We start from the raw sequence: 12,236 nt of genomic DNA, 5'->3' as shown, positions 1-12,236 counted from the left end.
CGTATTTACTCCTTCAAGTCCGTACTTCTATCATAACGTGCGTGAAGAAATGGTAAACAGCCAATCCTCCTCCTTTATCCCCATCCAATCGCAATCAGGAATTCATAAATTATTACCAAATTGGAAGCATGATTTATGTTAAGATACCAAATAATATGACTGAATCAGTCGATTCAACAGTTAGGCGGTGTCCCTATGTGGAAGCCCGATCGCACAAGCAAAAAACCGTTATATCAGCAAATTGCCGAATATATGGAACGCAGAATAAACTATGGCGAATACCCTCCGGGCAGCGTTTTGCCATCCGAAAGAAAGCTAGCGAGCCAGCTTCAAGTCAATCGGAGCACGATCGTGCAAGCTTATGAGGAGCTTCGCGCCTCCGGACTCATCGAAAGCCGCGTCGGCTTCGGAACCAGAGTCAGCGGCGATAAATGGGGATTTACCCCGAAGCATGCCGCAAACTGGCGCTTATATGAAGAGAGCGGCGCTTTTTTACCGAATATTCCTTTCATTCGGCGTATTCGGGAAGAAATTCGTAAAAACCCGGACATTATCGATTTTGCCAGCGGCGAGCTTTCGGCGGATTTGTTTCCCAATCAGGCCTTTCAAAAACTGTGGCAGGAAAAACCTTATCTTGACCATTGGGGCTATGACGACCCTCAAGGCTATTTGCCATTAAGAGAAACGCTGGCGTCCTTTTTGCAAACGTACCACGGGATCGGTTCAACCTCGTCTTCGATTCTCATTACTTCCGGATCGCAGCAGTCTTTATTTTTAATTACTCAATGCTTGCTTAGTGCCGGGGATGCGGTGGCCATTGAAGATCCTTCCTATTGCTATTCCCTGCCTATGTTTCAATCGGCAGGATTGCGGCTGCTCCGTTTGCCGGTCAAAGACGACGGGATCCAGCCCGATGATCTCTTGTCTTTATACCGCCGGCATCGTGTACGCATGATTTTTTTAAACCCGAATTATCAAAATCCTACCGGAACGGTGCTAAACCCGGCGCATCGGATGAAGCTGCTGGACGCCGCCGCGGATTTGGGGATTCCCATCGTCGAGGACGATCCCTTCAGCCTGACGGCCTTTGACGGCAATGCGCCTAAGCCTTTAAAAGCGTACGATACGGCCGGAAATGTGCTCTACATTGGATCGCTGTCCAAAATTGCCGCATCCGGCTTGCGGATCGGGTGGATGGTGGCCCCGCAATCGGTGGTGCATCGCCTGGCGGATGCCCGACAGCAAATGGATTTTGGTTTAAGCGTCATTCCGCAGTGGATTGCAGCGCAATTTTTAGGTTTGAAGACCGATTTTGAAGATCATGTGGCCTCCTTGAGAAAAGCACTGCTTCGTAAACGGGATCTCCTTGCTTCAGCCATGGATGAATATTTGAAAGGCGAGGTGGATTACTCCTTGCCTCAAGGAGGATTGAATATGTGGTGCAGCATACACAAAAAAGTGGATGATTTCAGGCTGTTGGAAGAAGGGATTAAACGCGGCGTTATTTTTGTCCCGGGAAGCGTTTATGGCTCAAAGCCCGGTTATGTCCGTTTTTCATTTTCAAGGCCTGACCCGGAAAGCATACACAAGGGAATTCGTGCCTTTGCAGAAGGATTGAAGCATTGCTGATCCCAATGGACGGGATAACACGCTCCCGATTGGATGGTTACAACACAGCATTTTCTTGTTACGATCCAAGTATAAGACTAGGAGCTGGATGGTGAATGCAATGCCTCTCTACATTTATTACATTATTTTCTTAACGATTATGTTAATTGGGACGATAGCCACGATCATGATCGGCCTGTCCAAAAAAAACAAAGAAGGAAATCCCGGTTATGACAAAAGAACAGGCAGCATTTTTAAAAATCTGTCCATTTATTATATTATCGCTATCGTTCTCGGTTATATTGCGTTGATTCTATATATAGTCAAATGATCATTCGTGCAGCCAAAAAGGAGTCGGTTTTTGAACTGCACCTCCAATTGTTAGACACACATCTAACAATTGGAGGTGCTTTTCTTTTGGCTAAATTTACAGCAGCAGAAAAAATAAAAGCGGTCAAACGATATTTAGAAGGACATACAGGTTATCAAACAATCGCACAGGAAATCGGTGTACATGTTAGTAAACTACAATATTGGGTGAAAAAATATCAATATCATGGAGAAGGGGCCTTTATAAAAACCTATACAAAATACACTGCCCAATATAAACTAGACGTAATTAACTATATGAACGAACACGGGACGTCCATTATTGAAACGGCAGCGAGATTTAACTTGTCTTCCGAATCGATTCTTTGGAATTGGCAAAATACCTTAGACACACTAGGCTGGGCGGCCCTGGAATCAAAGAAAAAGGGGCGTCCAACAATGAAAAAAGATGGTCAGAAACCAACAAACAAAACTGCACCAGCAGAAGGTTCAGCAGAGGCTTTGCAAGCAGAATTAGAGCGTTTACGTATGGAGAATGCTTATTTAAAAAAGTTGAATGCCTTAGTTCAAAGCAAGGAAAAATCACCAAACAAGACAAAGCGCAAGTAGTCTTTGAATTAAGGCATGAATTTCCGGTGAAATCAGTACTCAAGCTAGCAGGGATTCCACGTAGTACATATTATTACTGGGTGAAAAGCACTTCAACCTTACCGCCGTTCTTTTTTTCATTTTGTCATGGTGATAATTTGAATACTTATTTTCTGCTGCGAAAAAAAAAACTGTGCCGCTCACGCAGCACAGTTTTGGGTAACAGGTTTATTTTCTCCGAGGACCTGCCGATTTAATCTCCTCGCTCATATCGGAAAATTTCTCGAAATTTTGGATGAAGCGCTCGGCCAATTCCGCCGCTTTCGCTTCATACGCCGCTTTATCCTCCCATGTGTTTCTGGGTACCAGCACTTCGCTTGGAACGCCGGGAACGGATTCGGGGCAAAGCACGCCAAAGACCGGATCGGCGACAAATGTCGTTTGTTCAATGCTGCCATTGATCGCGGCGGACACCATAGCACGGGTATAAGCAAGGTTCATCCGTTTCCCTACGCCGTAAGGCCCGCCGGACCAACCGGTATTGACCAGGTACACTCTAGCTTTGTGCTCCTCGATTTTCTTCCCCAGCATCTCCGCATACACGCTTGGACGCAAAGGAAGAAAAGGGGCACCAAAGCAGGTGGAGAACGTCGCTTCCGGCTCCGTTACCCCTCTCTCCGTACCGGCCAGCTTCGAAGTGTAGCCCGACAAGAAGTGATACATGGCTTGTTCCTTCGTCAGCTTGGAGATCGGAGGAAGCACACCAAACGCATCGGCCGTCAAGAAAATGATCACGTTCGGATGTCCGGCAACCCCCGGGATCAGTGCGCCGGGAATATAATCGACAGGGTAAGCGGCGCGCGTGTTTTCCGTAATCTGATTGTCGCTGTAATCGGCAATTCCGGTGTCTTCATCCAAAACGACATTTTCCAACACCGAACCGTAACGTATGGCCTGCCAAATTTGCGGTTCCTTTTCTTCCGAGAGGCCTATGCATTTCGCATAACAACCGCCCTCAAAGTTAAACACGCCCTGATCCGACCAGCCGTGCTCATCGTCTCCGATTAAACGGCGGTTCGGGTCGGCGGAAAGCGTCGTTTTCCCTGTGCCCGACAGCCCGAAGAATAGAGCGGTGTCCCCATTCTCTCCGACGTTAGCCGAGCAGTGCATCGGAAGAACGCCTTGGAAAGGAAGAAGATAATTCAGTACGGTAAAAATGGATTTTTTCATCTCGCCGGCATACTCGGTGCCGCCGATCAGGACGACTTTCTTTTCAAAAGAAACGCAGATGAAAGTTTCGGAACGGGTACCGTCAACGGCGGGGTCGGCCTTCAATCCCGGAAGGGCGATCACGGTAAACTCCGGCTGATGGGCCTGCAGTTCTTCTTTCGTCGGACGGACAAACAGCTGACGAACAAATAAATTATGCCAAGCGTACTCATTGATGACACGAATGGGAAGCCTGTACTTTGAATCGGCTCCTGCAAATCCGTCGAATATGAACAGCTCCCGCTCCGCCATATATTTTTGCGCTTTTTGATACAGCCTCTCAAACTGAAGCTGTGATATAGGCTGATTTACGGCGCCCCAAGCAATATGGTCCATTACGGACGGTTCCTGCACCACAAATTTATCCTTAGGAGAGCGGCCGGTATACTTTCCCGTCAATGCCCGTAATGCTCCGGAGGAAGCCAGTACTCCTTCCTTTCTCTGCAATGCCGTTTCAATTAATTTTGATACGGACAAGTTGTGATGTGCGTTGTTAGCATGCTGCTGTTGAACAGCCTTAAAGTCCAAGACCATACTGTAACTGCCTCCTTTGGTTCGCTTTAATATAGTGTACATCAATTAATGTATAGTACACAATATAAATTTATCTATTACACAATCTTTATATGTTTTTACAATATAAATTTATCTATTACACAATCTTTATATGTTTTTACACAATTTCGTCAAATATAACACTCTATTCATGGTGGATTGGGAACGCAACGGCTGATATAGGATACCCTATAGAAGCAATCGGCCCGCTGCCTTCGTTCAAGTAAACAGAAAGAAGCCATTTGTCTGTCGGAGCTCTCCAGCGCTCCATCAGTCAAATGGCAACGTTAAAATCCGGTCTTTTGCATGTTATCGGCCTTATTGCAGCCACCGGGGCGCCCACCAATTCCACCTGCCAAGCCATTTCATAAAAGAGGGGACCAGGATGAACCTGATCAGTGTCGCATCAATCCAGATTGCGGCGGCAATGCCAATCCCCAGCTGTTGGACCCCGACCACCTCCCCGAATGCAAAGGGTGCGGTAACCGCAATCATGATCGCGGCGGCCGAGGTGATGATTCTGCCGGTTGAGGTTAGTCCCGCCAGAATGGCGCGGTCGTTGTCCTGCGTTTGCCGGTACACCTCCGATATGCGCGACAGAAGAAACACCCCGTAATCCATGCTGATGCCAAAAGCCAGTCCGAAAATAAATACGGGAATCATGATGGCAATGCTGTACGGCTCCATCCCCAGGCGTCCTTCTTCAAATATCCATACCAGGATGCCGAACGATGCTCCCAGACTTAGGAGATTCATCAGAATCGTTTTGAGCGGAATGAGAACCGAACGGAACGCGAAGAGCAGCACACCAAATTGAGTAATGAAAATAAACAGCAGTACGTGTTTGATATTGTCAAAGATTTCATCAAAAACCTCCTGCTGGTACTTTGCCTCTCCTCCCAACAGGAACCGGATTTCCCCTGACATTCCTTTCTGCTCCCAACGCCGGACCCAATCCATCGCTTCCTTCGACGACGGACCGCCCTGCAGGGTCACATGAATAAGCATTCGATGCTGTTTCACATACCGCTTCAGCACTGGCTCATATTTTTCTCTGATCATCGGTCTTTGAAACAGGGAGTATGCCTGTTCGGGCGGCATGCGCAGGCTGGAAAACACGGAATCCACCCGCAGCACGCCCGGATCGCTTTCCAAACTTTGAATCAGCGCATAGGTATTGTACCAGTCTTTTTTGGTCAGAGTATGCGTACTCCCTTGGGCTGCAATGTAAACATGCGAGGCTGACGGAAGTGCGAAGTGGGTTTGATAAGTCTCGGCGGCCGTGCGCGAATCATAGCTTTGAGGCAGCGAGGAGGCATCGGGAATGGCTAATTTCATTTGGGTTAAAGGCAGAAGACAGCCGATTAACACAAGCGAAGCCAAAAACGCCATCCGAAATGGCCTCTTCATGACAAAAAGCGATAAAGAATTCCAAAACTTTATTTCCACGGAAATGGATTTTGCCTTTTTTTCCGATCGGATGACAGGCCCCAGTATAGTTAGAAGCGCCGGAAGCAGAGTGATGGTTAACAGGACTGAAACCGCCACTACCACCATCGCTCCTAAAGCTACGGTAGTAAACATCGGGAGACGGATAAAGCATATCCCCATCAAGCCCAGAAAAACGCAGGCTGCCGAAAATAAAACGGCTCTGCCGGCGGTTTGCATGGTTGTGGCCAGCGCCTGCCCGGCAGAAGCTCTTTCCAGCTCCTCCCGGTATCGGCTGACCAGCATCAGCGCGAAATCGATGCTCAGCGCCAGACCCGCCATAGGGATGACGTTCAGCACAAAGTTGGAGAGCTCGATACGGGTCCCCAGCCAATACATGATCCCCATGGTGCCGGTAACTGCAAACATTCCTATGATAATGGGAATCATGGCGGAAACGATTCCGCCAAAAGCAAACCATAAAATCAGGAACGCCGCAGGAATTCCGATCAGCTCCGCCTTTTTCAAATCATGTTGACTGGCCGCGTTGACGTCCGCCTGGACCACCGGTTTCCCCGTCATTTTCACCGTGACTCCGCTGTGGTCCGGCAGGCGTGCATGAATTTCCTCAAGCACCGGCTTCATTTCATAGGATTGTTGTTCAAAAACAAGCAGTGCGTAGGCAGCATTATTCTTGAGCATCCCCTCGTTCATCAGCGGGGAAATCACGCCGGTCAACCCGCGGATTCCCTGCAGCCGGTCCAGGGTATGCTGAATGAACTGGCGGAATCGCGCAGGGGATAAGGAATCCTGTTTCTCAAACACAAGCATGACGGGATCCTCAGGGATGTGGAAATCAGCGGATAGCATACGTTGAACCTTGACATAGGCTCCGTCCGGAAGCAAGCCGTGATCCTTCAATACAGAAGGCAGCTTGGCAGCGTACATTCCGAAAAAGACCGCGAACAAGAACCAAAACAGAATAACCGTTTTGGGATAACGATGAGACAGGACGGCAAGCATACGGTACCCCATAACGAAGCTCCTCTGCGTATGGATCGGATGCTTTCTTTCTATACATCCGTTTCTTTTAACCGGGTCGCCCGAACCATCTCATACGCCAATTCCGGCGCAAGATGCGCTAACCCCAGCAGGAGGCGGGGTACTGCGGGGAACCCGAGCAGCGATTGGAGCAGACGTCCCCACCTGAGGGGACCCGTAAATTCCTGCCGGACCGATAGTGTATACTCGCGTTCCCATTCGGAAAGGGACATCTCCCCGCGGAGATATCCGTCGGCAAGGGGGGCGCACAATCGGGCCGACCGTAGGCCCATCGACATGCCGTCGCCGCAAAGCGGCGGCACCATTAATGAAGCGTCCCCCACACGGGGAATCACATCCCAAGCGACCGGCCGGCGGTTGAGCTTGACCGGGGCAACGGCGGCCTGAGTGCCGGGAACCGGAACGGCTTGCGCCAGCTTGGCATCAAGCTTCGGATTTTTCCGGCCAGCGGCCTCTATGATCTCCGGTATCGATTTGCCCGTGACCCGAAAGGCTTCCCGCTTCAGGAGCGCCGCAGCATTAACGATTCCTCCTTCGACGGGGGCAAGTCCCAAGTATCCTCCGGGAAAAAAATAAAGCTCTACCGCCGCGTCCATGGCTATCCCCCGATAGTGCGATTTCACACCCATAAACGTATTTTTTGCGGATCGGTTCGAAGGATGACCCGGAAGTCCTGATCGGGGGTTGGCTCCCCACGCCGCAATCACGGCACGCGCTTCACAGACCGTTTTTTCCCCTTCCCTGCTGATTTCAATCGTATACCCTCCGCCGCTTTGGGACACGGATGTGACTGCGGCTGCAGTCTGCACATCCACGCCTGAACGGATGGCGGCGCTATGAAGCGCCTGATCCAATGCATACCGGCTTATCCCTAACGCCCGGTCAGGCAGCGGAATGTCCAGGACCGCCCCATGGCTCAGGATCAGGCGAACCCGGGTCATCATGCTTGGATGAAGCGATTCGACCAGCTCGCCCAAACCAAGAGCCTTCAACGTGCTTTGCGATTCCGGGGAAAGAAATTCTCCGCATACTTTATGACGCGGGAAGGAATGACGGTCGATCAGTACCGTATCCCAGCCCCTGTCAGCCATAGCCTTGGCCAGACTGCTGCCGGCGATTCCGGCCCCAAGCACCGCCACATCGCGGATTGTTTTCATCATCCTCAGCTCCGTCAGTTGAACTGGACCCTGTCTTTACGGATGACAGCCGCATACCGAAACAGCGGTCTCCAGGCATAAAATAATTCAGATGCGCCCAACGCTTTGCCGAGATGGTCCCAATCCGCCGGACGGAACCCTTTGGCCACGGACAAGGGACCATCGTTGACAATATACCGGTTGCGCGAAACAAGACGGGCCGTAATCCACACCGCCGCCCAAGGGAGCCAATGCCGGTGAATATCGTTGATGACGACTCCGATACGGGAGGCCTTCAGCATGCTTCGGACAACCTCGGGCAGCTCGTCCGAAGCAAAATGATGAACAAACTGCGTTCCCGTAACCAGATCCGCGCACGCTTCCGGGAGCTTGAACACATCGCCGTGCAGCACTTGAACCCGGGGTTCGCCGCGATAATACATCCTTGCTTCTTCGCAAGCTTCTTCCGTGATGTCCACTAACGTGATCTTCAGCTGGATCCGGTTCGTGTCCGCCCATCGCAGAACCTTCCGATTGATATCGCCCGAGCCCGAGCCGATATCCAGGATAGACAAGCGTTCCGGCTTGTCCGCTTCCGTCCACAACCTCCGGATTCCATAGAGTGTGGGTGCCGAAGCGCCGAGGATTCGATTCAGCCTGCGCAAATGGCGCAAAGCTTCGCAAAGCTCAGGTCCCCCTTGAGAAAAGTCATCCATCAATTCCGGCTCGGTGGCCCGCTGTTTCAACCTTTTCATCAACGGGCATCACCTATGAGCTGTTCCTGCCCGACAACTGACGGCAAATAAGTGATTCGGGCCATTTCGGCCGTAAGGCCGGGACCGAACGCGACAGCCATCCCGCTTGCCGGCCCGGAGCGGCGATCCCGCAGCCGCCGCCTCATGTCGTCAAGCACGAAAAGCATCGTGGCGGAGGACAAATTGCCATAACGGCGAAGTACGGCACGGCTGGAATCGACCTGCTCATCCGTAAGCCCGTACACGTCCTGGACCGCATCGATAATCCCGCGCCCTCCAGGATGAATCGCCCACAGCTCGGGCCTGTTTTCCCCGGCGGTCAGATGTCCCGACACAGCGGGAAGCCATCTGCCGATCAGCCGGGGAATGTTCGGGGACAGGTAAAGGTGGAAGCCATAATTCCCCACCTCCCACACCATCTCATCAGCGGATTCGGGCATGAGTACGGAATAATCGCCGCCCAGCTGAAAAATGCCTTTATGGCCGGCTCCGGCGCAGCCTACAATGCAGGCGGAAGCTCCGTCACCGAAGAAAGAAGCGGCGAATAGAGCCTCCTTGTCGCCGGAGGGCTGAAAATGAAGCGTGCACAGCTCTACGCAGACGATGAGCACTTTGGCGGACGGCGTACCCGAGACGATCTGCCTCGATAGATTAATGGCCTTCAATCCGGCGGCACAGCCCAGAAATTGCAGCGGAAGCCGGTTAACCGTAGACGCCAGCCCCAGCTGTTGAACCAAAACGGCATCCATGCCCGGCAGAAATTGACCGGTACAGCTGACCGTGATCAAATGGGTGATGCCGGACGCCGTCATACCGCTGTCCGATAGTGCTTTTCTTGCCGCCTCCAGGCCCAATGGAACAGACTCTTTCTTATACGTTGCCATACGCTCGGCAGTGGTAGGGACGCCTTCTATGGAAGCGCTGGAGAAATAACGGCACCCGGGTGCGGGTTCGAGCAGGTTCGGCTCGCATGTGTAACGCGTTTCCACTCCGCACTGCCTGAATATTCTTTTGGCCCAGCGGGCGGAATGGGGTTGCTCCCTTAAAGCTTCGGCCAACCTTTGTGATACATCGGCCTGATCCATCCGGAAAGCGGGGACGGCCGTACCGATCCCCAAGATGGAAACAATTGGAGATATGTCTTCCATGGTCTGGTTCTTCCTTTCGCTTTAGTATCCAAATCGCGTAAAGGTCGGACAAGGATCATGCTTTACACATGTTTATTCGCATTTGCGTTTCAATATGACGCTCTTTCCGTGCATACCGGCGGATTGCCTTTACATAATTTTTTGCCCCCATGCACGATATCGGGGAGGAAAAAAATAGGACATGTCGAAATATTGCTAATTACAGTAAATAAGCTGATTATCGAAAATATGGAGGTAGTGTTTTGTGGAATCGATACGTAAGATAGATTCTTCTTTTCCTATGGATTCACTTTTTATCCATTCTTTCGATGCTCTATGTATATTGGATAATAAGGGATTCGTACTTAAAACCAATCCTTCCTTCACAAGGCTATTCGGATGGAACGAAGATGAATTGATAGGACGTCCACTGCCCTTTCAAAACCATTTGGATGTTTTGAAGGTACCTCCTGCCAACATTGTCGAGATTGATCACTTATCGATACAGCGGAAAGACGGGAGCCCTGTCATCGTTCGGTTGAAGGCTTTACCTCCTGAACATCATCATCCGGCGGTTCTTTTCATGAGAGAAGTCATCCCGCATGATTATTTGGAAAAGCTGGATTTGATTGAGCAAGAGCATAAACAAACAATACGGTATCAGCAAGGGATGAGCTTTAAATTCAAAAAAATCGATGGTCGGTTTATTCATACGCTATGCGACGGCGATCTCATTTACCGGTTGGGACTTTCTCCCGAGAAAATCGTCGGAAGGGAACTGAAAGAATTTTTGCCGCCGGAGACGGCAGTTTTCAAAGAACAATTTTACGAACGAGCCTGGCAGGGTGAAGAAAATGTCATATATGAAGGCGAGGAAAACGGCCTAACGTACTGCTGGAGGCCGAGGCGCTTTACCGGTGCCTGGTGGAAAACGCCTTAGTCGGTGTGTATTTGTACCAGGACGGGAAAATCGTATATGCCAACCCGGTGTTCTCCAATATTTTCGGATATACGCAGAGTGAAATGGCGACACTGGATTTGGTTGACTTATTCGTCCGTGAAGAGCGGGACTATATGATCAATAAATTAACGTATGGTCAAGAGCCTGACGCCAAGGATGTCATGAATCGGGATTATAAAGTTCGGGGGATAAGCAAGGCTGGCTCGATTGTGGAGTTGGAGGGAAATTCAACGTTAACGCTTTTTCGGGGCAAGCCCGCACTAATCGGGACGATTCTGGATATTACGGACAGAAAGGTAACGGAGCGGCAGTATCAGCGGCTGCTTAAGCTTTCTCCGGAGCCGATCATGCTTCACAAGGATGATACCATTATTTATGTGAATGATGCGGGACTCAAATTGTTCGCCACAAAGGACCCGTTGGATTTAATCGGACATTCGTTTATTGAACTGTTCCATCCGCATGACCAGGAACAAGTGCGCAGAAGACTGGATACCGTCCTGAACAACGATCACAGTACCGGATTTTTCGAATTCAAGTTAGTCCGGTTAGACGGAAATATTGTAGAAGTAGAGTCGTCGGCCATCCATATTTACAAATACATGGGGGAATCCATGATTCAAAGTGTATTTCGGGATGTCACGGAGAGAAAGAAAACGGAAGAATTCATGCGAAGATCCGAAAAGCTGTCCCTCGTAGGTCAAATGGCGGCAGGTGTAGCCCATGAAATCCGTAATCCGCTGACCTCGATTAAAGGATTCTCCCAGCTGTTAAAAGAAAAGAACGATTCATACAAAGATTATTATGAAATTATGATCTCCGAGCTGGACCGCATCAATGAGATTGTCAACGAATTCATGTATTTAGCCAAACCGAATCCGATTGAATTCAAAAAAGTAAAATTGAGCACCATTCTCGAGCACGTCATTTCCTTAATGAATACGCAAGCCATTCTCAATAACGTTAATATCCGCGTGCTCTATGAGAATGAGCAGGTAGCCATCAATTGCGACGAAAACCAAATCAAACAGGTATTTATCAACATCTTGAAAAATGCCGTTGAATCCATGCCCCGCGGCGGGGACATCACCATAGAATGCAGCATCACTCAGGAGCAGAACGAAGTGTACATCAAATTCATCGACCAGGGAATCGGCATTTCTGAAGACCGGTTGAAAAAAATCGGGGAGCCATTTTATACTACCAAGGAGCAAGGCACAGGACTGGGTTTAATGCTCAGCTATAAAATCATCGAATCTCATAACGGAAAATTAAATATTCATAGTGAATTGAATAAAGGCACCCGAATCGACATTTTATTGCCTCATGGGTGACAATCTGGTTGGCGTTCTTTACACGATGGCTTATTTACGAACACACGTTTGTATTTATTGGATACAAATGTGTGTTCGTATTT

The 12,236-nt window shown here is 49.8% G+C and carries 9 protein-coding genes and 2 pseudogenes; 6 read left to right on the top strand and 5 right to left on the bottom strand.

The window, feature by feature from the left end:
• The first annotated feature begins 195 nt into the window (after nt 1–195).
• From pdxR to EXW96_RS17980, 3 genes and pseudogenes are all read left to right on the top strand, one after another.
• Nucleotides 196–1,629, top strand: a complete 1,434-nt coding sequence (pdxR, locus tag EXW96_RS17990; protein WP_174351101.1) for a MocR-like pyridoxine biosynthesis transcription factor PdxR — start codon at nt 196–198, stop codon at nt 1,627–1,629.
• Nucleotides 1,630–1,729: 100 nt separating this feature from the next.
• On the top strand, nt 1,730–1,939 hold the full coding sequence (locus tag EXW96_RS17985; protein ID WP_054817467.1) for a hypothetical protein: 210 nt from the start codon (nt 1,730–1,732) through the stop codon (nt 1,937–1,939).
• 86 nt (nt 1,940–2,025) lie between these two features.
• A pseudogene (locus tag EXW96_RS17980) lies at nt 2,026–2,633 on the top strand (transposase); the annotation flags it as partial.
• A 121-nt stretch (nt 2,634–2,754) separates the two neighbouring features.
• On the opposite strand, the gene pckA reads toward EXW96_RS17980, so the two are convergent.
• From pckA to EXW96_RS17955, 5 genes are all read right to left on the bottom strand, one after another.
• Entirely contained in the window at nt 2,755–4,329 is a 1,575-nt protein-coding gene (gene pckA, locus EXW96_RS17975; RefSeq protein ID WP_062409540.1) for a phosphoenolpyruvate carboxykinase (ATP), read from the bottom strand.
• A 339-nt stretch (nt 4,330–4,668) separates the two neighbouring features.
• Complete coding sequence (locus EXW96_RS17970) at nt 4,669–6,813, bottom strand: MMPL family transporter (protein WP_174351100.1); 2,145 nt, start codon at nt 6,811–6,813, stop codon at nt 4,669–4,671.
• A 38-nt stretch (nt 6,814–6,851) separates the two neighbouring features.
• Nucleotides 6,852–8,000 carry an NAD(P)/FAD-dependent oxidoreductase gene (locus tag EXW96_RS17965; protein ID WP_254611453.1) on the bottom strand — a complete coding sequence of 383 codons (1,149 nt, stop codon included), beginning with the start codon at nt 7,998–8,000 and terminating at the stop codon, nt 6,852–6,854.
• A gap of 11 nt (nt 8,001–8,011) precedes the next feature.
• The gene (locus EXW96_RS17960) at nt 8,012–8,731 is read right to left on the bottom strand and encodes a methyltransferase domain-containing protein (RefSeq protein WP_174351099.1); all 720 of its coding nucleotides are present in this window, start codon (nt 8,729–8,731) and stop codon (nt 8,012–8,014) included.
• Nucleotides 8,731–9,879, bottom strand: coding sequence for a type III polyketide synthase (locus EXW96_RS17955; protein WP_174351098.1), 1,149 nt, complete (start codon nt 9,877–9,879; stop codon nt 8,731–8,733). Before EXW96_RS17955 ends, EXW96_RS17960 begins: the two co-directional genes overlap by 1 nt.
• Nucleotides 9,880–10,159: 280 nt before the next feature.
• Between EXW96_RS17955 and EXW96_RS28615 the strand changes: the two are divergent.
• From EXW96_RS28615 to EXW96_RS17945, 3 genes and pseudogenes are all read left to right on the top strand, one after another.
• Nucleotides 10,160–10,399: pseudogene (locus EXW96_RS28615) on the top strand (PAS domain S-box protein); the annotation flags it as partial.
• A 42-nt stretch (nt 10,400–10,441) separates the two neighbouring features.
• Complete coding sequence (locus EXW96_RS27695) at nt 10,442–10,798, top strand: PAS domain-containing protein (RefSeq protein ID WP_254611452.1); 357 nt, start codon at nt 10,442–10,444, stop codon at nt 10,796–10,798.
• Nucleotides 10,783–12,153, top strand: a complete 1,371-nt coding sequence (locus EXW96_RS17945) for a PAS domain-containing sensor histidine kinase (RefSeq protein ID WP_174351096.1) — start codon at nt 10,783–10,785, stop codon at nt 12,151–12,153. Before EXW96_RS27695 ends, EXW96_RS17945 begins: the two co-directional genes overlap by 16 nt.
• The last annotated feature ends 83 nt before the right edge of the window (nt 12,154–12,236 follow it).

It is taken from the genome of Paenibacillus sp. JMULE4 (genome assembly GCF_013337105.1).
Classification (GTDB): domain Bacteria; phylum Bacillota; class Bacilli; order Paenibacillales; family NBRC-103111; genus Paenibacillus_G; species Paenibacillus_G naphthalenovorans.
Note: the sequence above shows the minus strand (reverse complement) of the source record. Positions and strands in the feature narration are given on the sequence as shown.

Excerpts from the sequence above, each read along its gene's own strand:
- pdxR (WP_174351101.1), top strand. The coding sequence starts at position 196 with ATGTGGAAGCCCGATCGCACAAGCAAAAAACCGTTATATCAGCAAATT.
- EXW96_RS17985 (WP_054817467.1), top strand. The coding sequence starts at position 1,730 with ATGCCTCTCTACATTTATTACATTATTTTCTTAACGATTATGTTAATT.
- pckA (WP_062409540.1), bottom strand. The coding sequence starts at position 4,329 with ATGGTCTTGGACTTTAAGGCTGTTCAACAGCAGCATGCTAACAACGCA.
- EXW96_RS17970 (WP_174351100.1), bottom strand. The coding sequence starts at position 6,813 with ATGGGGTACCGTATGCTTGCCGTCCTGTCTCATCGTTATCCCAAAACG.
- EXW96_RS17965 (WP_254611453.1), bottom strand. The coding sequence starts at position 8,000 with ATGATGAAAACAATCCGCGATGTGGCGGTGCTTGGGGCCGGAATCGCC.
- EXW96_RS17960 (WP_174351099.1), bottom strand. The coding sequence starts at position 8,731 with ATGAAAAGGTTGAAACAGCGGGCCACCGAGCCGGAATTGATGGATGAC.
- EXW96_RS17955 (WP_174351098.1), bottom strand. The coding sequence starts at position 9,879 with ATGGAAGACATATCTCCAATTGTTTCCATCTTGGGGATCGGTACGGCC.
- EXW96_RS27695 (WP_254611452.1), top strand. The coding sequence starts at position 10,442 with ATGAGAGAAGTCATCCCGCATGATTATTTGGAAAAGCTGGATTTGATT.